The 21,009-nt window shown below is 67.6% G+C and carries 24 protein-coding genes and 2 pseudogenes; 6 read left to right on the plus strand and 20 right to left on the minus strand.

The window, feature by feature from the left end; translation table 11 throughout:
- Positions 1–12: 12 nt before the first annotated feature.
- The 5 genes and pseudogenes from Q8Q77_RS06350 to Q8Q77_RS06370 form a co-directional block, all read right to left on the minus strand.
- Complete coding sequence (locus Q8Q77_RS06350) at positions 13–1,272, minus strand: efflux RND transporter periplasmic adaptor subunit (RefSeq protein WP_305582283.1); 1,260 nt, start codon at positions 1,270–1,272, stop codon at positions 13–15.
- Positions 1,272–2,567 carry a TolC family protein gene (locus Q8Q77_RS06355; protein ID WP_305582285.1) on the minus strand — a complete coding sequence of 432 codons (1,296 nt, stop codon included), beginning with the start codon at positions 2,565–2,567 and terminating at the stop codon, positions 1,272–1,274. Before Q8Q77_RS06355 ends, Q8Q77_RS06350 begins: the two co-directional genes overlap by 1 nt.
- A gap of 54 nt (positions 2,568–2,621) precedes the next feature.
- Entirely contained in the window at positions 2,622–3,047 is a 426-nt protein-coding gene (locus Q8Q77_RS06360) for a hypothetical protein (RefSeq protein ID WP_305582287.1), read from the minus strand.
- Positions 3,048–3,268: 221 nt separating this feature from the next.
- Positions 3,269–3,547: pseudogene (locus Q8Q77_RS06365) on the minus strand (P-type conjugative transfer ATPase TrbB); the annotation flags it as partial.
- Positions 3,548–3,649: 102 nt separating this feature from the next.
- Entirely contained in the window at positions 3,650–3,955 is a 306-nt protein-coding gene (locus Q8Q77_RS06370) for a hypothetical protein (RefSeq protein WP_305582289.1), read from the minus strand.
- 175 nt (positions 3,956–4,130) lie between these two features.
- Here Q8Q77_RS06370 and Q8Q77_RS06375 point away from each other — a divergent pair, with 175 nt between their 5' ends.
- Positions 4,131–6,548, plus strand: coding sequence for a heavy metal translocating P-type ATPase (locus Q8Q77_RS06375; RefSeq protein ID WP_305582291.1), 2,418 nt, complete (start codon positions 4,131–4,133; stop codon positions 6,546–6,548).
- On the opposite strand, the gene Q8Q77_RS06380 is transcribed toward Q8Q77_RS06375, so the two are convergent.
- The 5 genes from Q8Q77_RS06380 to Q8Q77_RS06400 are packed head-to-tail and all read right to left on the minus strand — an operon-like array spanning position 6,538 to position 11,829.
- Positions 6,538–7,032: an SRPBCC family protein gene (locus tag Q8Q77_RS06380; protein WP_305582293.1), complete on the minus strand. Its 495-nt coding sequence runs from the start codon at positions 7,030–7,032 to the stop codon at positions 6,538–6,540. The two genes, Q8Q77_RS06375 and Q8Q77_RS06380, sit on opposite strands and share 11 nt — an antisense overlap.
- Complete coding sequence (locus tag Q8Q77_RS06385) at positions 7,029–8,021, minus strand: hydroxyacid dehydrogenase (protein ID WP_305582295.1); 993 nt, start codon at positions 8,019–8,021, stop codon at positions 7,029–7,031. The genes Q8Q77_RS06380 and Q8Q77_RS06385 overlap by 4 nt, the downstream gene beginning before the upstream one ends.
- Before the next feature lie 33 nt (positions 8,022–8,054).
- Entirely contained in the window at positions 8,055–8,945 is an 891-nt protein-coding gene (locus Q8Q77_RS06390) for a ribose-phosphate pyrophosphokinase (protein WP_305582297.1), read from the minus strand.
- A 2-nt stretch (positions 8,946–8,947) separates the two neighbouring features.
- A complete protein-coding gene (locus Q8Q77_RS06395) occupies positions 8,948–10,465 on the minus strand; it encodes a thymidine phosphorylase family protein (RefSeq protein ID WP_305582299.1) in 1,518 nt (505 codons plus the stop codon).
- A complete protein-coding gene (locus Q8Q77_RS06400) occupies positions 10,462–11,829 on the minus strand; it encodes an MBL fold metallo-hydrolase RNA specificity domain-containing protein (protein WP_305582301.1) in 1,368 nt (455 codons plus the stop codon). Before Q8Q77_RS06400 ends, Q8Q77_RS06395 begins: the two co-directional genes overlap by 4 nt.
- A gap of 120 nt (positions 11,830–11,949) precedes the next feature.
- On the opposite strand from Q8Q77_RS06400, the gene Q8Q77_RS06405 reads away from it, so the two are divergent.
- The 4 genes from Q8Q77_RS06405 to Q8Q77_RS06420 all read left to right on the plus strand — a co-directional run bounded on the left by Q8Q77_RS06405 (position 11,950) and on the right by Q8Q77_RS06420 (position 14,314).
- A complete protein-coding gene (locus Q8Q77_RS06405) occupies positions 11,950–12,162 on the plus strand; it encodes a DUF2933 domain-containing protein (protein WP_371130417.1) in 213 nt (70 codons plus the stop codon).
- Positions 12,163–12,485: 323 nt separating this feature from the next.
- Positions 12,486–12,833, plus strand: coding sequence for a copper homeostasis periplasmic binding protein CopC (gene copC / locus Q8Q77_RS06410; protein ID WP_305582303.1), 348 nt, complete (start codon positions 12,486–12,488; stop codon positions 12,831–12,833).
- Between the two features lies 1 nt (position 12,834).
- Positions 12,835–13,770, plus strand: a complete 936-nt coding sequence (gene copD / locus Q8Q77_RS06415; RefSeq protein WP_305582305.1) for a copper homeostasis membrane protein CopD — start codon at positions 12,835–12,837, stop codon at positions 13,768–13,770.
- A gap of 43 nt (positions 13,771–13,813) precedes the next feature.
- Positions 13,814–14,314 carry a nuclear transport factor 2 family protein gene (locus Q8Q77_RS06420; protein WP_305582307.1) on the plus strand — a complete coding sequence of 167 codons (501 nt, stop codon included), beginning with the start codon at positions 13,814–13,816 and terminating at the stop codon, positions 14,312–14,314.
- Between the two features lie 12 nt (positions 14,315–14,326).
- Here the strand turns inward: Q8Q77_RS06420 and Q8Q77_RS06425 are convergent, their stop codons facing one another.
- The 10 genes and pseudogenes from Q8Q77_RS06425 to Q8Q77_RS06470 all read right to left on the minus strand — a co-directional run.
- Positions 14,327–14,527: a heavy-metal-associated domain-containing protein gene (locus Q8Q77_RS06425; RefSeq protein WP_305582309.1), complete on the minus strand. Its 201-nt coding sequence runs from the start codon at positions 14,525–14,527 to the stop codon at positions 14,327–14,329.
- 75 nt (positions 14,528–14,602) lie between these two features.
- Positions 14,603–14,839: a UTRA domain-containing protein gene (locus Q8Q77_RS06430; protein WP_305582311.1), complete on the minus strand. Its 237-nt coding sequence runs from the start codon at positions 14,837–14,839 to the stop codon at positions 14,603–14,605.
- A 5-nt stretch (positions 14,840–14,844) separates the two neighbouring features.
- Complete coding sequence (locus Q8Q77_RS06435) at positions 14,845–15,249, minus strand: hypothetical protein (protein ID WP_371130418.1); 405 nt, start codon at positions 15,247–15,249, stop codon at positions 14,845–14,847.
- A 66-nt stretch (positions 15,250–15,315) separates the two neighbouring features.
- Positions 15,316–15,633, minus strand: coding sequence for a copper-binding protein (locus Q8Q77_RS06440; protein ID WP_305582312.1), 318 nt, complete (start codon positions 15,631–15,633; stop codon positions 15,316–15,318).
- Between the two features lie 84 nt (positions 15,634–15,717).
- Entirely contained in the window at positions 15,718–16,635 is a 918-nt protein-coding gene (locus Q8Q77_RS06445; RefSeq protein WP_305582314.1) for a copper resistance protein B, read from the minus strand.
- A complete protein-coding gene (locus tag Q8Q77_RS06450; protein WP_305582316.1) occupies positions 16,632–18,356 on the minus strand; it encodes a copper resistance system multicopper oxidase in 1,725 nt (574 codons plus the stop codon). Before Q8Q77_RS06450 ends, Q8Q77_RS06445 begins: the two co-directional genes overlap by 4 nt.
- Before the next feature lie 120 nt (positions 18,357–18,476).
- Positions 18,477–19,052, minus strand: coding sequence for an RNA polymerase sigma factor (locus tag Q8Q77_RS06455; RefSeq protein ID WP_305582318.1), 576 nt, complete (start codon positions 19,050–19,052; stop codon positions 18,477–18,479).
- Positions 19,049–19,465 carry a periplasmic heavy metal sensor gene (locus tag Q8Q77_RS06460; RefSeq protein ID WP_371130419.1) on the minus strand — a complete coding sequence of 139 codons (417 nt, stop codon included), beginning with the start codon at positions 19,463–19,465 and terminating at the stop codon, positions 19,049–19,051. The genes Q8Q77_RS06455 and Q8Q77_RS06460 overlap by 4 nt, the downstream gene beginning before the upstream one ends.
- 20 nt (positions 19,466–19,485) lie before the next feature.
- Entirely contained in the window at positions 19,486–19,779 is a 294-nt protein-coding gene (locus Q8Q77_RS06465; RefSeq protein WP_305582322.1) for a hypothetical protein, read from the minus strand.
- 229 nt (positions 19,780–20,008) lie between these two features.
- Positions 20,009–20,161: pseudogene (locus tag Q8Q77_RS06470) on the minus strand (Arm DNA-binding domain-containing protein); the annotation flags it as partial.
- A gap of 168 nt (positions 20,162–20,329) precedes the next feature.
- Between Q8Q77_RS06470 and Q8Q77_RS06475 the strand changes: the two are divergent.
- Positions 20,330–21,009, plus strand: a 680-nt coding sequence (locus Q8Q77_RS06475; RefSeq protein ID WP_305582325.1) for a DUF4880 domain-containing protein, incomplete at its 3' end; no start/stop codon positions are given.

Consider the following 21,009-nt stretch of genomic DNA (forward strand, 5'->3'; position numbering starts at 1 on the left):
GGCGGCGAACCTTCAGTGGTCATGGCTGGCCCCCGACTTCTCGATGTCGGCGCGGATCAGGAAGGCGCCGTCGGTGACGTATTCGGTTCCGGACTCAAGTCCGCCCAGCACCTCGGTCCACTCCGGCGTCTGCGCGCCGAGTTCCAGCATGCGGACTTCGTAGGTGTCGCCCACCTTGGCGAAAACCACCGTGAAGTCGCGGAAGCGCTGCAGGGCCTTAGTGCGGACGGCTAGCGGAACCGACTTGGCCGACACCTGGAAGGACCCTTCCACGCCCATGCCGGGTCGGAAGCTGGCCGCCGCGCCCGGCGGGAGGTGGACGTGGGCCATCAGGGTCTGGCTGGACACGTCGGCGGTCGGCAGGATGGCTTCGACGGCGGCCCGCAGGCGGGTCTCGCCGGAGAGCGAGCGCACCTCCACCGGCTGGCCGACCCGGATCTTCTCGGCGTCGCGCGGATAGACGAAGAACTCCGCATGCAGCTTGGTCGGATCGGCGATGACATAGAGCGCTTGGCTGTCGGCCACATCGCCGACATTGGCGTTCTTCTGGACGATCACCCCGCCGATCGGCGCGGGGATCGAGTAGGTCTGCAGGCTGTTGCTGGATTCAACCCGCGCCAGCACCTGGCCGCGACGGACCGCCTGACCCAGGCCGGCGTTCATCGCCATGATGCGGCCGGGATACCAGGCCCGCACCTCGCCCTGGCCCTCGGGGGTCACCTCGACCCGGCCCGCCATGTCGACCAGATCGCCGACAATGGCGGGACCGGCCTTCTCGGTGGCGACGCCGCCGGCCCGAGCGGCCTCGGCCGCGATGGTCGTGCGGCCTTCATAGGAAGCGTAGCTCCATTGATGGGTGCGGCCGCCTTCACTCGCCCGGACCTTCACGTCGAAGGAGTGCGGTTCGACGACCGTGCCCGCGCCGCGCAGGTAGTCCTGCCGGGGCGCGAAGGCGAAGCGGTCGACCTTGCCGCCCAGCCGGATCAGTTCGACGGTGACCTGCACCGCCTTGGGATCGATCGGCTTGTCCTTGCGGTAGGCGTAGACATGGAACTCCGGCGGGACGCCGTCCTCGAAGATGGTCATCTCAAGGGCGAAGTCGCCGTCGCGCAGCATCCGGCCGCGGTGCGGGCCGCGCTCGTAGTCGGCGGCCGCGACGGCATGGCCCGGCTCGGCCGCAGGAGCCTCGGCGCCCTTACCGCATCCGGCCAAGAGGCTTGCGGTGAACAGCAGGGCGAGCGGCGCCAGGCGCCAGCATTGGGCGGGGATCATCAGCGGCGCTCCGCGACTGGTGTGGGAATGAGACCGGCGTGGCGGTCCGACAGGCGGTCGAGGGCCGCCTGATCGAGGTGATGTTGCCTTAGGACGCTCACGCGGCGGGCGCGGGCGTCAGCGAGCGCCCGCTCGGCCTCGGTGACGTCGAAATACTGGAAGCCGCCGCGGTTGAAGCCGTCCCGCACCAACTCGACGGTGCGGATCGCGGCCGGGATCACCTCGGCGCGGATGCGTTCGGACTCGAGCGCCGAGGCCACGATGCGGGCGGTCAGGCGGGTGATCTCGCGCTCTCGGGCCAGCCGCGCCGCGGCGATGTCGGCCTCGGCGGCGTTACGCTCGGCCAGCGCGCGTTCGACGCCCGCCTTGTTGGTGTCGTAGCGCTGCAACGGAAATGTACCGCCGACGACGAAGGCGACCTCCGAGCCGTCGCCGAAGTAGCGCAGGCCGGCCTTCAAGGTGGGATCGGCGACCTGGCGGGCCCGCTCCACCCGGACGCGCGCCTCGGTGACATCGCGCACCGCGACCAAGAGGGCTAGGTCCGTGGTCTCCTGCGCGGGCGCGGTCTGCGCCTCTGAAGCCTTGAAGAAAGTCTCGAGGTCGAGAGTGAAATCTGGAGCGCCGCCCCAGTGGCGCGCCAGTTCGGCGCGGGCGTCGATCGCGGCTTGACGGGCCTGGTCGCGGGCGATGTCGGCTTGAGCGGTCAGAGTCTCGGCGCGGGTTCCGGCGAAGAGCGGATCGCGTGCGCTGCGAACTCGACGGGAGATATCGGCCTGGGAGCGATGGGCGGCGATCAGGCGCGCCTCGGCGATCAGCAGGTCGGCCTGCGCGGCGAGCGCCTCGGCATAGGCGACCTGAACGGCCTTGATGAGATCGAGCCGCCGCACCGCCTGGCGCAGACGCACCGCCTCGATCTCGGCGGCGGCCGCGTCCGTCCGCGCGGCGCGTTTTCCGCCCCGCTCGAAGGTCTGCTGGTAGCTGGCTGTCGCCTCACTGCGATCGAGCAGCGAATAGGCGCCGGATCCTGCGAAATTCTCCAGCTCCAGGCCGATCGAGGGATTGGGGCGGATGCCGGCCTGGCGAAGATCCGCTCGGGCCGCTTCCAGCCTGGCCTCCGCGGCGGCGGCGGCCGGGTCGGCGGCGCTGGCGCGTCCGATCGCTTCGGACAGGGTGAGAGGGGCGGGCTTGGCCTGCGCCTGCGCCGCTCCGGGCGCTACCAGGGCCAGGACCAACGCCGCGCTATGCGACGCCAGGGCGAGCCGCGCGAAGGCGCGGCTCCGATGGAAGATGGGCATGTTGTCTCTCGAAGACCAAGGATCAGGCGCGCACGGCCTGATCGCCGCAGCGCGTTAGGCGAGGCTCGTCGCGGCGGCCTTGGGGGGGCGTTCGAGCCGGGCGGTCACCAACAGCGCGGGGCTGTCCAGGCGCGGAACCGCCACAACCGCCAAGCGTGTGAGCACGTGCCCGGGTAGCCGATCGGCGGAAAGCGCGGCCAGTTGCGGGCCCTCGGCGTAATGGTGATGGGCCGGGCGGCCATCGTCGTCGTCCGGGGTCGGATCGGCGGATGCGGGGACGTCACCGGGGCCGCCCTCATGATGGTCGTCATGGTCGTAATGAACGGCGCCGGCCATCGGGATCGCGGCGTGATTGACGCCAAGTGCGTGCTGGGTGCGGTCCACATTGGTGATCGCGCCCTGCGCCGCAAGCACCGCCATCAACGCCATGCAACACATGACGAGGATCGTGCGCGTCCGGCTGTGGAGGCGATCAAACACTAGGGGTGGGCTCCCAACGTTCGCTCTGTAGCCCGCAGGACATCGATCCGCAAGGCAGGCTCGCGCGACATCACGGCTGGGGCTGGGGCCAGTTTGGATGAAAGTCGTCGATGACGAACTCATGGTCATGGCGCAGGCTCGCCGCCGCGTGCGCCTGCAGGTGGGAATGACGCCGCGGAAGTTCGGGATGCTCTTGGGCCGTTCGGTCGGGATCGGACTTCGGCCACAACGCGCGGCAACAGTCCCTCGAACCGGTCACCGCTTCCCGGCAATTCGGCCGAGACCCCCGGACAATCGGATCAGACCTCGGCCCCGACATGATGCGCCACCAGCCGGATGACGCGCTCCCCGTCGGCCGGGGTCATCCGACAACCGGTGTCGGCGAGATCGCCCGTCAGCCGATCGACCCAGAGCCGGTCGTCGGGACTGAGCATGACCTCGACGACGGACGGATCGTCCAGCCAGGCCGCGATGTCTGGCCCCAGGGCCGTGCACAGCATCCTGGCGCCGCGGCTGGCTGTCGGGCCGATGACCATGCTGGTCGCCTCCACATCCTCACATTCGGCCCGATCCTGCCGCCTTAGGCGGGGCTCGATTGGGTGCTACTTATTCGCCGACGGCGCATCCGCCTTCTGCATCTTTTCAGCGCAGGTCTTGTGCATCTTCTCCATCTCCGCGGTGCTAAGCGGCTTGCCGTTTGGCCACGTGACGGCGCCTGTCTTGTCGCGGCCGTGGTCATGGACCGGCTTGCCGTCCATTTTCCTCCCCATCACCGACTTGCACATCTCGTGGGTCGGCGTGGCTTCGCTGGCGGTCGCGGCGGCGCGAGCGTCTGGGTGATGTGCTGTGTGATCTTGCTGAGCGAAAGCCGGCCCCGCGAGCAACAAGGCGGCGGCGGCGGCGAACATTAGAGGGCGCATGGTCGTTCTCCTGATGATGCTCCACTGGAGCGCATTCGGAGCCGCACTACCTTGCGATGCGTCAACGCGGTGAGCAGGATAACGCCCTAGTCGAGGGTTTCCTTTGGCGGCATGCGCCCCGACAAAGTGGGTCGTCCTCGCCCGCTCCGTGGAGTCTTCGCTCATGCCCGTAGACCGCAGCAAGCCCGCACCGGACAACCAAGCCCCTGGGCTGGCGCCGGCGCCCGGCTCGCACAATCACCATCACGGTCAGTACGGCTCCGCCCCCAGCGAGCCTTCGCTGGGCTCTCGCGCCCAGGTGAAGGATCCTGTGTGCGGGATGATCGTCGATCCGGCGTCGACGCCTCACAAGGCGACCCATAAGGGCTCTGAAGTCTTTTTCTGTTCTGAAGGGTGCGCAGCCAAGTTCCAGAGAGAGCCGGACCGCTATGCCATGAGGGCCTCGCAGCCCGCGCCCAGCGCGCCTGCCGGCGCGATCTACACCTGTCCCATGCACCCGCAAGTCCGCCAGGTCGGGCCAGGGAATTGCCCAATCTGCGGCATGGCGCTCGAGCCCGAGCTGGTCACCGCCGACAGCGGCCCCAATCCCGAGCTCAAGGATATGACGCGCCGGTTCTGGATCGGCCTGGTCCTGACCGTCCCCGTGTTCGCCTTGGAGATGGGCGGACACCTGACCGGTCTCATGATGCTCATGGACGGCCGAACATCCGCCTGGATCCAGCTCGCCCTCGCCACGCCGGTCGTGCTCTGGTCCGGCTGGCCCTTCTTCGATCGCGGCGCCCGCTCGCTGGTCAACCGCAGCCTCAACATGTTTACGCTGATCGCCATGGGCGTCGGCGTGGCGTGGCTCTACAGCCTAGTCGCCACCTTGACGCCGCACATCTTCCCGCCCGCCTTCCGGGAGCCAGACGGCTCAGTCGCTGTCTATTTCGAAGCCGCTGCGGTGATCACCGTGCTTGTCCTGCTCGGTCAGGTGCTGGAGCTGCGCGCGCGTGAACAGACGTCAGGCGCCATCAAGGCTCTGCTGGACCTCGCCCCCAAGACCGCCCGGCGGGTCCGTGAGGACGGCTCCGACGAGGAGGTCACCCTGGACCTCATCGCTGTCGGAGATCGTCTTCGTGTCCGTCCGGGCGAGAAAGTCCCGGTGGACGGGGAGTTGCTGGAAGGCCGCGTCTCGATCGACGAGTCGATGGTAACCGGCGAATCCATGCCAGTGACCAAGGAGCCCGGCGCCAAGGTGGTGGGGGGCTCGATCAACAAGACCGGCTCATTCGTCATGCGCGCGGAGAAAATCGGCGCCGACACCCTGCTTGCGCAGATCGTGCAGATGGTGGCCCAGGCTCAGCGCAGCCGTGCGCCGATCCAGCGCATGGCCGATCTGGTCTCGGGCTGGTTCGTACCTGCCGTGATCGCCGTGGCGGTGGCGGCTTTCGCTGTCTGGGCCCTGGTCGGGCCGGAGCCGCGCTTGGCCTTCGGGCTCGTCGCCGCGGTGTCGGTGCTGATCATCGCCTGCCCTTGCGCGCTCGGTCTGGCGACACCGATCTCAATCATGGTGGGTGTCGGCCGCGGCGCCCAGGCCGGCGTGCTGATCAAGAACGCCGAGGCGCTCGAGCGCCTCGAGAAGATCGACACCCTGGTGATCGACAAGACGGGCACGCTTACGGAAGGCCGGCCAGCCGTAACAAGCATTCGACCGGCGGCCGGGTTCGAGGAAACCGAGGTGCTCCGCCTCGCCGCGAGCTTGGAACGCGGTAGCGAACATCCGCTCGCCGACGCCATCGTCCGCGCCGCCAACGACCGGCGGCTCCCCCTGTCGCAGCCCGCCGAGTTCGACTCGCCGGTCGGAAAGGGCGTGCTGGGCGTGGTCGACGGCAGGCGCCTCGTCCTCGGGTCCGGCAAGTTCCTCAAGGAGCAAGGCGTCGACACCGCCGCCCTGGACGCGGAGGCCGACGCTTTGCGCGCTGACGGCGCGACCGCCATCTTCATGGCCGTCGATGGCCATGCGGCGGCGATCTTCGCCATCGCCGACCCGATCAAGCCCACCACGGCTCAGGCCGTCGCCGCGCTGAAGGCCGAAGGCGTGCGCCTGGTGATGATGACCGGCGACAACCGCACGACCGCGCTCGCCGTCGCCCGCAAGCTCGGGATCGACGAGGTAGAGGCCGATGTGCTGCCGCAGGACAAGGCGGCCGTCGTCGAGAAATTTCTCCGCGAGGGGCGCAAGGTCGCCATGGCCGGAGACGGCGTCAACGACGCCCCCGCCCTCGCGGCCGCCGAGGTCGGGATCGCCATGGGCGCGGGCGCCGACGTCGCGATCGAGAGCGCCGGCGTTACCTTGCTCAAGGGCGACCTTCAGGGGATCGTGAAGGCGCGGAAGCTGTCGCGCGCGGTGATGCGCAATATCCGGGAGAACCTCTTTTTTGCCTTCGCCTACAACGTGGCGGGCATCCCGATCGCCGCGGGCGTCCTCTATCCGATCTTCGGGTGGCTGCTCTCGCCGGCCATCGCCGCCGGCGCAATGGCGCTGTCCAGCGTCAGCGTCGTCGGCAACGCGCTGCGGTTGCGGCGCGTCAAGCTCTAGCCGGGTGCCCGAAATGGCGCGCGGCGTCGCCGACCATCCTCTGCACGCACCATCGCGCGTAGAAGGCCGCGAGCCGGGGCGTCCGCCGCCCGAGGCCCCTGGCCGGCGCCTCGTAGTCGATCCAGACCCGCAACCGGCAGACGTCCTCTTCCGCCGGCGTGATCTCGAACCCCATTTCATACGGTCCAATGATGATCAGCCGTGGCGCACCGACGGTGCGCCAGACCTTACGGCGCGGCGGTGCGCGCTCGACGACGATCTCTTCGACAAAGAGCGACAGGCCAAAGGCTTCGCCGCCCATGCGAATCCGCGACCCAACGGTCTGCCCCAGCCCCTCATCGAAGTCGTAGGTCATGTGGCCGCCGCCCATCATCAGCGACGACTGGCCCATATGTTCGGCAAGGCGGGTCTGGTCGTCGAGCCGCTCGAACAGAGCCGAAGCTTCCGCGCTCACCAGCGTGTTGGCCTCGCGATGGCGTTTCATGCCGGCGCGCTCACCAGGTTCTGCGGGGTCCCCGCCGCGAAGGCTTCGATGTTGCGTAGGGTGATCTCGAGGATGCGGTGCACCGCCTCGAAGGTGTCGTAGGCGATGTGCGGCGTCATCACGACGTTGGGGAGCCGCAGCAAGGTGTTGGTGGCGAGCAGAGACCGCAGTTGCTCGGATGGGAGTTCGCGGCCGGCGCGGAACACCTCGGCCTCCTCCCGTAGCAGTGGCTCGTCGGCGAACACGTCAAGCCCGGCCCCGGCAAGCTTGCCGCTGGTCAGGGCACGTACCAGGGCCGCGGCGTTGACGACGCCGCCGCGAGCCGTATTGACCAGCACGGCGCCGGGTTTCATCGCGGCGAACTGCGCGTCGGTGATCAGGTCACGGGTGTCGGGGCTGCCCGGCACATGCAGGCTGATGACATCGGCCTGACGCAGCAGGTCCTCCAAGGAAGCGTAGTCGAAGCCGAGTTCCGCAGCGGCCGCCGGATCGGGCCGGGCGTCCACCGCCAGCACGTGCATGGCGAACCCCCGCGCGATGCGGATGACCCGCCGACCGATCCGACCGGCCCCGATAACGCCGAGGGTCCGCCCCGCAAGATCGAAGCCTCGCAGGCCTTCCATCGCGAAATCGCCTTTGCGGGTGCGGTCGGCGGCCTCGACGACACGGCGCGAGACAGCGAGCAGCAGCGCGAAGGTATGCTCAGCGACCGTCGGGTCGCCATAGTCCGGCACGTTGCTCACGGCGATCCCCGCCTGGCGGCAGTAAGCCAGATCGATGTGGTCGAACCCAGTCGAGCGGGTAGCGATCAGCTTGAGCGCCGGAAGGGCCGCCAGAGTGGCGGCGTCGAGCTGCGAGCGGATGAAAGTGGTGATGACCTCCGCGTCGGCGAAACCGGCGGCGCCTTGGAGATTCAACGGCTGTGAAGTGCAGCGTAGGTCGTGGCCGGCGGCCAGTCGTCGGCAAGCTGCCTGTTCCCACTCTTCCACCTCGAAAACGGCAATGCGTATGGTGGCCTCCTACTATTCCGGAGCGGGCTGGGCGGCGGCAAGCGCCTGCGCAATCAGCGGCGCGAGGGGCAAGGCGTTGGAAGGATGCGCGACCGAGTCGGTGGAGACCACCCGCCCCGCCACCGCTGATACCTGGGCGAAGGCGTCACCGCCGAAGATCGCGTGCACCACCGCACAATCGGGCGCTGGAAAGCCCACCGCAACAAGTTGCTGGGCCGCAGCCAGGAGCGTGTGTCCGGACGAGGCGATGTCGTCGATCAGAACCGGTTGGCGTCCGCGGTGGCGGCTCAGGTCCGGAAGGGTGATGCGCACATCATGATCTCCGAGGCGCGTCTTGCTCAACACCAGGTGCGGCGCCCCAGCTGCCGCGGCGACCGCGGCCGCCCATTGCTCGCTCTCCGCGTCCGGCCCGATGACCAGCGGATCGGTCACCGATTCCCGGATCCAGCGACCGAGCAGCGGGGCGGCGTGCAAGGCCAAGCTCGGGATCGCGTAGACTTCGTTCAGGCTCGCATAGCGATGCAGGTGGGGATCCACCGTGACCAACCGATCGAAGCTGCCCGAGAGCAAGCGCGCGATCGACGTCGACGTCACGGCTTCCCCAGGCTGGAAGCGACTGTCCTGCCGCATATAGCCCAGATAGGGCGCGATCAGGTTCACCTCGCGCGCGCCTAGACCCCGCGCCGCGTCCGCCGCAAAGATCAGACTCAGAAACACTTCGTCGATCCGCGCCAGGGTGCAGACGAGATCGACGGTCCGCCCCGCGGGATCCGACCTAAGACGCACGTAGTGCTCGCCATCGGGGAAGCGGCGCGTCTCCAACTCGCCGAGGTCGCCGCCGACGGCCCGGGCGAGTTGGCTGGCGAAGGCTTCGTTGCCGGGCAGCGGCAGGATCAGTCGCATGCTCAGGCCTCCAGCTCGATCATCTCGGGATTCGCTGCAGCGTAGTCGAGGGCATAGTCCAGCTCGCCGGGCGTCTCTGCGTGGACGGAGACCAGAGGCTGGCCACGCGCCACCTCATCGCCGAGGCGCACATGGAGATCGACGCCGGCCGCCTTGTCGTCCGGGGCGCCGGCGAGCTTGGCCAGTCGCGCCACAGTCCGGTTGTTGATCTGCATGATCCGGCCCGCGCTGGGGGCGGTGATCGGGCGTGCGAGGGCTGCGGTCGGCGGCGAGCGCATGCCGCCCTGGGCTTCGCAGATGCGCTGGAATTTGGACCAGGCGCGCCCGTCAGCCAATGCCGTCTCAGCCAGACGCAGGCCCTCGCCTGGGTTGGCGGCGCCGCCGAGCTCCAGGGCCGCGCCCGCTAGTGCGCAGGCGCGCCGACGCAGGTCGCTTGGCGCCTCAGGCTTGTTCTGCAGGACGGCGAGCACATCGCGCGCTTCCAAGGCTGGGCCGATACCGCGGCCGACCGGCTGGGCGCCGTCAGTCACCAGGCAACGCAGGCTTATCCCGAAGGCCGTGGCCACTTCGGCCAGGCGGCTGGCGAGTTCGCTCCCTGCATCGTCCGAGCGAACCTTCGCCGTTGGACCGACGGGAATGTCGACCACGACGTGGGTCGAGCCGGCGGCGATCTTCTTGGAGAGCACCGAGGCGATCAGCTGGCCTTCGGTATCGATATCGAGCACCCGCTCGACGCGGATCAGGACATCGTCGGCCGGGCTCAAGCGAATCGAGCCGCCCCACACGAGGCAGGCGCCCTCCTGTTCCACCACCCGCCGCATGTTGGCGACATTGAGGTCCACCGGCGCGAGCGTCTCCATGGTGTCGGCCGTTCCCGCCGGGGAGGTGATGGCGCGCGAGGAGGTCTTGGGCATCAGGAGCCCGTAGGAGGCGACAATGGCCACGACGATGGGAGTGGTCCGATTGCCGGGCAGACCGCCGACGGAATGCTTGTCGACCACGATCGGTGCATCCCAGGCGAGTCGATCGCCGACCTCGACCATCGCGCCGGTCAGAGCGATGGTCTCGGCGGTATCCAGCGGCAGCGCGGAACAGGCGGTCAGGAAGGCGGCGAGATGGACATCCGTGTAGCGGCCCGCCGCGACGTCCGCGACGATAGCCGCCAGTGACAGGGGGTCCAGCCGGTGGCCGTGGATCCGGCGGCGCACGCTCGACATGGAGGCCAGGGGTGGGGCGTGGCGGACGGTGATCGGGGCGCCCTCCTCCACGCCCAACCGAGCCCAAGCGGCTTCCGACAGGCCGGCCTGGTCCTGATCGAGCAGGTCACGGCCGACTTGGTAGAGGGTCGCCAACACCTCCCGCCCTCCCGCCGCCAAGAGGACCTGAGCGCGGGCGGCCAGGCCCTCGGAACGGCAGACGTGACAATCCTCTCGCATCAGGACGATGGCGTCGTGTTGGGTGAAGAGCCCCAGGCGGCGCGCCCTCACGGTGGGCGGCGAGATGACCGCTTCAGCGCTCACGCGAGAGCCTGCTCTTCATCCTCGACCGCGATGCTGCAGGTCCAGCCGAGCGTCTCGGAAATGCGCGCCTGCAAGGCCTCGCTTGCTTGGGGCTCGCCATGCACGATGAAGGTCCGCTTCGGGGGGCGGGTGAAGCCGCCCAGCCAACGCAAGATCTCGTCGGCGTCGGCGTGAGCCGAAAGGGACGGCAGACTGGCGATCTCCGCTCGGATGGGGACCCACCGCCCGTGAATCTTCACTTCGCGGGCGCCGTTGACTAACGCCTCGCCCCGCGTGCCGGCGGCCTGATAGCCGGCGAAGAGGACCGTGTTGCGACTGTCGGGGCCATAGGTCTTGAGGTGGTGAAGTACGCGACCGCCCGTCGCCATGCCGCTCGCCGAGATGATCACCTTGGGCATGGTGTTGGAGCTGAGCGCCTTAGAGTCCTCCATATCCCGCGTGTAGGTCGCGATGGCGCAGGAGTCGCGGCAGTCCTCGGGCGACAGCCGGTGATCCTCCGGATGACGACACAGAAGGCCGGTGGCGTCGATGGCCATCGGGCTGTCCAGGTAGATAGGAATGAGGCCGAGATGGCCGCCCTGCTTCAGCCGCCAGAAGTGATAGAGCAGCTCTTGCGCGCGCCCGACGGCGAAGGCCGGGATGACAACAGTGCCCCCGCGCCGGCTGGTCCGTTCCACCACCTCCAGGAGGGCCTGCCCCGGATCAACGGGATCGTGCTTGCGATCGCCGTAGGTGGACTCGACCAGCAGATAGTCCGCCACGGCGATCGGCTCCGGCTCGGGGGTGATCGGATCGCCATAGCGCCCGAGATCCCCGGAGAAGGCCACCGTTCGCCCGCCCCAGCGGATCTCAGCAGTCGCGGCCCCGAGGATGTGACCTGCGCGGCGCAGGGTCAGATGGGCGCCATGGCCGAGATCGACGCTGGCGCCAAAAGCGACCGGCCTGAATCGCTCCAGCGCCCGCTGCGCGTCGTGCGTGCCGTAGAGCGGCAGCGCGGGCTTATGTTTTGAGAAACCGTGGCGGTTGGCGAACTCTGCGTCGCTCTCCTGGATCTTGGCGCTATCCAGCAGCAGCAGCTCGCAGAGGTCCGCCGTGGCCGACGAGCAGAATACCTGGCCTCGGAAGCCCTCCCGCACGAGGCGCGGCAGGTACCCGGAGTGGTCCAGGTGCGCGTGGGTCAGGACCACCGCGTCCAAGCTGCCCGGATCGATCGGAAACGGCTCCCAGTTCTTGAGGCGAAGCGGCTTGAGGCCCTGGAACAGTCCGCAGTCCACCAGAATGCGTCGGGCGCCCAGCTGCACCAGGTGTTTCGATCCGGTGACCGTGCCAGCGCCCCCGAGCGAGGTGAGCGTGAGAGTGGCCATGGCGTGCTCCGGAAAAACGTCGCACTGGAGAATACGCAGCGGCGGCCTGCAGGCCTTTGCGATGCATCAAGGCTCGATTAGTTAGAGGCGCCATCCTCGTAGAGCCTGCGGAGATCACCGATGAACCCCGACACCCTGAAGCGACCTGTCTATTTGGTGCTGGCCTCCTTGGCCCTAGTCGTAACCTTCTTCGTCTTGAGGGAGCATTGGGGACATGCCTTAGGCTTCCTCCCCTATGCGCTACTGCTCGCTTGTCCGCTGCTGCACTTCTTCCATCACGGCGGTCACGGCCGCGGGGACTCGAGTTCCGGAGGTCCAAATCGGGGTTCATGAAGACTTGTGAGGATGCGCATGTCGCCCTCGTGCAAATCGCGGATGAGTTCGCATAGTCGCCAAAGGTCGGCTGTCGGAAGCTTGCCGGCCGCAAGTTAAGCTTTTGGAAGGACGGCAGCAGGGCCGGGCTCGATGTAGGCCCCCACCGGCCGGGACCGCCTAGCCCCCGCCAAACCCATTCGAACGCCTCCGTTGACGATAAACGTAGGCAGCGCGAACAGCGCGCGCTCTTACAAGGGTAGCTGAGGGAATTCGGAGTGGGCCGCGTATCATCTTCGTAGCGGTCGACGCCGCCCAACGGAGACGAAGACATGCCTAGGGCTATGAAGATCGCCGCGCTTACGGGGTCCTTGGCGCTTATGGCCGGCCCACAAGCTCAGGCCCATGCCCATCTGGTCAGCGCCACGCCGGCTGACAAAGCCGCGGTCAGCTCGCCCCGGCAAATATCGCTGCGCTTCAATGAGAAGCTCGAACCGAAGTTCTCCGGTCTCAAGGTGACCGACACCCGCGGGACGGCGCTGAAACTGACCACCACCGTGGCGAAAGACGGACTGACCTTGGTGGGTTCTCCCGCCAGGCCCCTCGCTCGTGGGGCGTACAAGGTGACGTGGCATGTGGTGGCTAGCGATGCCCATCGCATGGAGGGGACCTTTAGCTTCACGGTCAAATAGGATGCTGGAGCTGATCGTCATGGCCGCGCGCCTGGGACAGTTCCTGGCGGCGGTCGTGCTCTTCGGATCTCCGCTGTTCTTCCTCTACGCGCTATCGGTGGACGACCGTCTCCGGCCGGGGCTCCGATGGCGCCGGCCGATGTTGGCTGCGGCCGCTGCTCTTCTGGGGGTGAGCGCCGTGGCCGCCCTGGGCGCGCAGACGGCCGTGATGACCGGTTCGCCTGTCCTCGTTTTCGACCTCGAGACGCTTTGGGCTGTGTTTGAAGGCACGCAATATGGTCGCGCCCTGGGCGCTCGGATGGTGTTGACCGCCCTGGTCCTAGTTCTTTGCGTCAGCCTCAGCCTCTCGAAGATCGCGCTCACGGCCGTGTCCGTCCTGAGCGCACTCATCCTTGCGAGTTTCGCCTGGACGGGACACGGGGCGACCGGCGTGGGAGCATGGGGGGTGATCCAGGTGGTGAACGATGCGGTTCACCTCCTCGCCGCAGGCGTCTGGTTGGGCGCACTGGCGGTTCTGGCGATCCTTCTGGTCACAGCTCATCGGCGGACAGAGATCACATACCTCCCGACGCTGCATCGCGCGCTCCGGCACTTCTCCGGCGTCGGCTCGGTCAGCGTCGCCGCTCTGGTCGCCACCGGGCTGATCAACAGCTGGTTCTTGATCGGACCAAGCCACCTGGGCGACCTTTTTCACACCAGCTACGGATGGCTGCTCCTGATCAAGCTGCTCGCCTTCTTCGGCATGCTCCTGCTCGCGGCGATCAACCGGTTCTTCCTGACTCCGGGTCTCGGCGGCGTTCTGGCCTACGACGGGCCCACGGCGCCGGAAGTCCACGCGCTCAGGCGCAGCGTGCTCGTGGAAGCAGGCCTGGGGATCGCCGTGCTCGCCCTTGTCAGCGCCATGGGCACGCTTGCGCCACCATCGTCCGAAGCGTGATGATCGATCGACCTCACTCGCCACACCCCAGTCCAGGTGAACCATGCGAAAACTACTTTCCATAGTTGCGATGTCCACGGCGCTCCTCGCCTCCGGGGCCGCTGCGCACGGGCCGACGGCCTCCGCCGATGCCGCCCCGCCGCTCCAGGGCGACGCCGCCGCGGCGGCCAAGGTGGTCGATGCGTTTCACGCGGCGCTCAGTGTCGGTGATACGGGGAGCGCCGCCGCGCTGATGTCGGACGGAGTCCTCGTCCTGGAGAGCGGCGGCGCGGAGCGTTCCAAGGCTGCCTACGCGGCCCACCATCTCGCCGCCGACGCGGCGTTCCAGAAGGCAGCGCGGGAGAGCCTGGTGCGCCGTGTCGGAGGCGCGTCGGGTGACCTTGCCTGGGTGGCTACCGAGGGCCTGGTGACGGGCCAGGTGGGCGAGCGGGCGATCAACCGGACGACGACTGAGACAATGTTGCTGGCGCGCCAGCCAGCGGGCTGGCGCATCGTCCACGTCCATTGGTCTTCTCGGGCGGCTCCTACAACGCCCGTGAAATAGACCCGCACCGGCTTAGGGGGCCAGGATGACCTCGTAGCCCGCGCCACGGATGGCGACGACGACAGCTTCGGCTTGGATGCCGCTTTGGACAGTGACGCTCTTTGCCGACAGATCGACCTGGACCTCGGCCTTGGGATCGGCGGCCTTCACCGCGTTCGTCACGCTCTGCACGCAGTGGCTGCAGGACATGCCATCGACCTGGAAACGAAGCATCGCAAATCTCCTCTGTGCAACTTCGCCCAAGGAGATGGGGTTTCCCATGGTGGGAAGGTCAAGGGGCTGCCCGGGTTATTTCGACTCCGGCTCCGCATCGCGACTGCGGGAGGCGCCTGGAGAGAAACGTGCGACGAGATCATAGGACTCTCCTGGAAACATCAGCCGGACATAGGTGATCGGATCCTCGCCGCGCCACGTTCGCCGCTCCAGAGAGAGGCATGCGGCCATCGGCTCGACCCCCAAGGCCTTGGCAATCGCACCCTGCCCGTTGATCGCGCTGATCCGGTGTTCGGCCTGAGTCCACGGCACGAAGCCTAGGAGCCAGGTGCCGAGAAGCTGGCGTTGGACCGCCAGTGCGGATAGCCGCCGTTGCCGCCGCCGACATGGCCGTCGAACTCGATCGGAGCCGCACCCAGGAACGGCGTGATCACGTACTCTTTCAGATAGGTCGTGTTCCAGTCGAAGCTGGCGCGACGCTCGCCGAGGTCGAAGTCGTAGCGCACGCCGACGTCGACTCCCTTCATCTGCTCCATGCCCGCATTGGACGGCTGGGCCGAGAGGAAGTTGACCTCGCCGGTCAGCGGGCTGCGGGTGAAGTTGGCCGGACCGCAGAACGGGTGGGCCAGGCCGGCCGCAGCGTAGCAGACCGCCAGCTTGGTCGAGCCCGGGATCGAGCGGATGGCGTCCTCAATCTTGATGTCGAAATAGTCGACGGTCACCGACAGGATGTCAGGAAGCCCAGTGGGCTGACAGCCGGCGATGGCCGACTATCAGCCCAGAGGGGTCTAGAAGGCGCGCACGCCCACAATCGTCTGGCCGCTAAGCTGGAAGCGAATCTTGCTGCCGACCGCCGCCTTCTCGACCAGCGCCTTGTCGGACACCTTGAAGGGCATGGTCATCGCCGGCCAGTTGAGCGCCTTGATGGGGTCGTGAGCGAGGGTGATGGTGCCGGCCTTGGCGTTGACCGCCTTCACGACGCCGACCCCTTCGACCGTCGGCGGCGCAGCCGCCTGAACGGCATGGCCGCTGTGGTCAGTGTGTTGCGCCGAGGCGGCGGAGGTGATGGCGAGGGCGGCCACAAAGGACAGGGCGAGGGTTTTCATTTCGATCTCCAAACTAGTGCGGACAGCGCGGGGTAGACGGCCGCTGGGGCCACCAAGAAATTCGGCCTCGGGGAGACCGGGGCGCTAGAACCAGACTCGAAGGCCGATGGCGAAGCGGGTGGTGTCGACATCCTCGCCGGCGGCGCGGGCAAACTCGGCGGTCCGCCCGTACTTCCGCTCGTGGACCACGCCGACATAGGGCGCGAACTCGCGGCGGAACTCGTAGCGCAGGCGCAGGCCCAGCTCGGTATCGGTGAGGCCGGAGCCGACGCCGGTCGCTGGGTCGTTCTGGGCGGCGAAGTTGATCTCCGCCCGGGGTTCCAAGATCAGTTTCTGGGTGAGCCGTAGGTCGTAGGAGCCTTCGAGCCGCGCCGAGAGATCACCCCTGTCGGAGAGGAAGGCCGCGCCCTCCACCTCGAACCAATAGGGCGCGAGCCCTTCGAACCCGACGGTCGCATAGGTGCGTGACGGGTTGGGCTCGAAGTCGTGCCGCAGCCCGATCTGAAGGTCGAAATAGGGACTGATCGCGCGGGAATAGAGCGCCTGCAGCTCGGCGCTCTCGAGATGATCGGCGCCCTCGCCCTCCGTCTTGACGACCAGGCGGTGGGTGTCTCCGCCGTACCAGGCCTCGCCCTCCCAGGCGTAACTATCCTCGCCCGAGGCGGGGCGTCGTTCAGCCATGCTGAGCGTCACCTTCCACGCGGGTGCGCCCCCGTGCTCCAGGGCGAGCTGCGCGCGCGCCGCGGCCATGGTGGCGGGACTGTAAAACCGCTCGGCCGCGTGGTCGCTGGGCGGCGGCGGTTCGGCGCCTACCAGCGGCGCCGTCTTCGACATGTCGTGGCCGGCATGGGGATCGGCTGCAGGCGGCGTCGCCGGCATGGCATGGCCGGCGTGGGGATCAGCCGCGGGCGGCGGCGTGGGCATGGCGTGGCCGGTGTGCTGCGCCGAGGCCGGCGCCGCGATGGCGAGCGGCAGCAGGCCGATCAGGAGGAACCGGTTCACGCGGCGCCTCCTTCGAGGGGCCGCACGGTGACGACGTTGAACATGCCCGCGTGCATGTGGTGCAGCAGGTGGCAGTGAAACGCCCAGTCGCCGGGGGCGTCGGCGGTCAGGTCGAAGGTGACCTTGCCGCCGGGCAGCACATTGACCGTGTGCTTCAGCGGATGATGCCCAGGATTGCCGTTCACCACCTCATAGAAGTGACCGTGCAGGTGGATCGGGTGGGCCATCATCGAGTCGTTGACCAGGGTCACCCGCACCCGCTCGTTCAACCGGAAGGGGATGGGCGCCTTCAGGTGGCTGAACTTTTCGCCGTCGAACGACCACATGAAGCGTTCCATGTTGCCGGTCAGGTGGATCTCCATCTCCCGCGAGGGCGGTCGAGGATCGGGATTGGGGTTGAGCGCTATCAGGTCGCGATAGGTCAGCGCCTTGTGGCCCACGTTCTCGAGACCCAGGCCGGGCTCGCCGGTGCGGTCGACCGGCATGGGCGAGATCATCTGCACACCCGGCCCCAGCTTCACCTGCGGCGCGTTCCTGGGATCGCGCATGGACATGGAGCCGTGATCCATCCCCTCCATACCGGCCATGCCCGAGTGATCCATTCCCATGTCGCGCATAGTCAGCAGCGGGCGCTCGCGCAGCGGCGGGACGGCGGCGACCATGCCCGGCCGCGGCGCCAGGGTCGCCCGGCCCATGCCGGAGCGGTCGGCGGCTTCGGCGACCAGGGTGTAGGCCTGGTCAGCGGTCGGCTGGACGACGACGTCATAGGTCTCGGCCGGAGATATCTGGAACTCGTCAACCTCCACCGGGCGCACGTTCTGGCCATCGGCCTGGACCACGCTCATCTTCAGGCCCGGGATGCGGACATTGAAGACGCTCATGGCGCCAGCGTTGATGAAGCGCAGCCGCACCCGTTCGCCGGGCTTGAAGAGGCCGGTCCAGTTGTCCTTCGGACCATGTCCGTTGATCAGGTAGGTGTAGGTCGAGCCGGTGATGTCGAGGATGTCGGTGGGATCCATCAGCATCTTGGACCACTCGACACGGTCCTTCAGCGGCTGGTCCTTGCCCCGCATCAGACCCGCGATGGTCTGCTTCTGCTCGTTGAAATAGCCCGCTTGGGCCTTGAGCTTCCGCATCATCACGTGCGGATGCATGAAGCTGTAGTCGGAGAGCACCACCACGTGCTCGCGGTCGTAAGCGACCGGATCGGGGCCCGCCGGATCGATCACGATGGGACCGTAGTGGCCCTCCTGCTCCTGGAGGCCGGAGTGACTGTGGTACCAGTAGGTGCCGGCTTGGCGGACCGGGAACTCATAGACGAAGGTCTCGCCCGGCTTGATGCCGGGGAAGCTGACGCCGGGGACGCCGTCCATTTGGAAGGGCAGGATCAGGCCGTGCCAGTGGATCGACGTGTCCTCGTCGAGAGTGTTGGTCACCGCGATGCGGACCTTCTGGCCTTCTTTCAGCCGGACAAGCGGTCCGGGCACGGTCCCGTTGGTGGTGACCGCGTGGCCCGCACGGCCGTCCACCTTGAACGGCGTGTGGCCGATGGTGAGCTTGATCTCCTCGCCGGACACCGTCGGCAGGGTCGAGACCAGGCCGGGCGTGGCGCTCCGCGCCCAGGCCGGGAGCATGGCGCTGACTGCGACGCCTCCTCCGAACTGAGCCGCCCCGCGCAGGAGTTGTCGGCGATCGAGATGAGCAGTGGCGCTTCGGCGCATACAAGCAGGTCCTATCCTCTGAACGCCGAGGAGATCGGGCTTCCCATGGTGGGAGGGTCAAGGGGCGAATTGCAGAGATGGATACGCAACGACGCGCCATAGCCCTTGGGCCGCGGCGACTTATTCGGCGTCGAGGTCGAGAATTTGCGCCAGCTTCTGGCGGGCGCGATAGACGCGGGTCTCCACGGTCTTGGCGCTGACACCCAATAGCCGCCCTGCCTCTTGCTGCGAGAGCTCCTCGAAATAGGTGAGGATCAGGGGTTCCTTTAGCTTGGCGGGCAGCTTGGCGATCGCGGCGTCGAGGGCGGCGCGGCGCTGGACCGAAACCAGGACTGACTCGGCGTCCGGCGATGGATCGGCCTGACGCTGGGCTTCGGGGGACTCCGCGTCCTTTTCGCCCAGAATGATGCGCCGTACGGTGTTGCGGCGACCACGATCGCGGCACTTATTTAGAGCGATGGCGCGCAGCCAAGCGCCGAAGGGCCTCAGGCCATCGTAGCGGCTCAGAGCCCTCCATGCGGCGACAAAGCTCTCCTGGACAATCTCGTAGGCGGCGTCCGCGTCGCCCACGTAGCGACGCACGAAGCCGTAGAGGCCCCCCTTGTGGCGTCGCATCAGCAGGGTGAAGGCGTGATCCTCGCCGCGAGCGGCGCGGGCGGCCAGCTCGGCGTCGCTTTCCTCGTCGGTCCCGATCACAGCGCCTGGTCGGTCAATGCCTCGGCGATCCGGCGATCGAACTTGACCGCCTGTTCGGGCGTCAGGACCTTCCGCATCTCCAGAACATGGAGAATGGTCTCCTTCTGGAGTTCGCCCATGGCATGGTGAAATCGTTCCACCGCAGCCTTCACCTCGGGAGAATACTCGTGGCGAGCTTGGATCGCCGCGGCAAGTTCGGCATTCGCGGCGCGCAGCTCGGCTTCGCGTGCGCGGCGGCGCACGGCAAAATCCTGCTCCAGGGCCCCGAGGCGCCGCTCCTGTTCCGACGACAAGGCGAGCTCGTGGTGGACGAACTCGTGCAGGGAAGGCGTCTGGCGCTGCTCGAGAATGTAGCGCGCGCCCACCCAAGTACCGCCGGCGGCGGCGAGCGCCGCCAGCACAAGCGTCAGCACCAGCCCCCTCCCGATGAATTTCATCCCTGGTCGTCGAGCAAGGTCGAGGGCGCCAGGCGCGAGTCGATCGAGAATACCGAGATCTCTTGCGGATCGCTCGCAGCGGCCGAGGCTGCGAACCCGCCGCCGGCCACGCCGACGCCCAGCGCCACGATCACCGCGGCCGCCCGCACCGGCAGCACGATCCAGTCCATCGAACGTGCCTCGCGCGCGGCCTCGATGCGCCGCCAGACGGCGGGCTCAAGATAGTCCAAGCTCCGCTCGGGCCCCGCGGCCTTCAAGGCCTTCAGTTCGCTGTCGAGCCCGCGGCCCATTCCTCACCCCGTGAAAAGACGACTCCGATCTAATACGTATCGCACGAGCCAGCCCCTCACATAGGCGGCACGTGCCCCGCCGTCCCTGAAGTCAACGACCCTCGGCCGCCGAAACGAGCGCGCGCAGCCCTTCCCCCCTGGCTGACTTCCGGCGGCGACTTTTGCAGCGAGCTTCAGGGTTTCTGGCGCCACGTCGGCTCGGCGACGATCTCGGCGATCAGCTTGCCCAGCTCAGGGTCTCGCGACGCCCGTTCAGCCGGTAGTCGTAGCGGAAGGTCAGAGCGCCCGAGGTCGAGACCACGACGTACATACCGTCACGGTCGCTCACCTTGTACGAATTCTTCTTTGACTTCAGGTTCTTAAGCGCAGTGTCCGTCAGCACGAGCCGCCTCCGACAGTCGGAAAAATGCGCCCCTTCAGCTTGGAAATACCGTCAGGTGAAAATTGACCCTTCGATGCGGCACTTTCCTTATATTTTTCCGAGAGATGACTATCGAAAAAATACCGTCAGAACGCTCTATTCATCTGACGGTAGCCGACCGGGATCGCCATGAGCGCACAAGCCTCGGCAGATGATCGCGCACGCCTGGAGGCGGCGGAGTGGTTCGCACGCCTCAACTCCCGCACGGTCACCACAGCGTCGCTGCTGGACTTCCGCGATTGGCGGGCCGATCCGGCCAACGCCGCGGCCTATGCCGAGCAGGAGGCGCTGTGGAAGGCCGCCGGCCGGCTGCAGGATGACCCTGAGATCGGTGCGGCGGTGAAGGCCGCGCTCAGCCAGCCGCCCAGGCCGCGGGGGTTCCCCGATTGGCTGACGGCCCCCGCCCCGCGTTTCCGGCTCGGCGGGCTCGCCGCCCTGGGCGTCTGCGCCCTGCTGGCGGCCTCGGGGATCGCCTCGACCCAGATGGGCGACACCTACCGCTCGGGCCTGGGCGAACAGCGCATCGTGCGGCTGGCGGACGGCAGCCGCGTACGGCTCGACACCGACACCCTGTTGCGCCTGGACGTCACCGACCTGCGGCTGGCGGCGTCGGCCGCCGCCGGTCCTTCCGAGAGCGTTCTCCTTCGAGCGGTCCTAGTTTGCCCCCCCAAGAGTATGTGCCTGCCGCTTTGCAGCCATGTAGCTTACGAACCGCGACGGCGTACGAGGCGTCAACCATCGTGCCCGCACCTTTTCCGTGCGTTCGTTTCCCCAAAGAGGATCTTAACCTGCGCGGCCGCTTCGGTCAG

This window comes from Phenylobacterium sp., from assembly GCF_030698145.1.
Classification (GTDB): Bacteria; Pseudomonadota; Alphaproteobacteria; order Caulobacterales; family Caulobacteraceae; genus Phenylobacterium.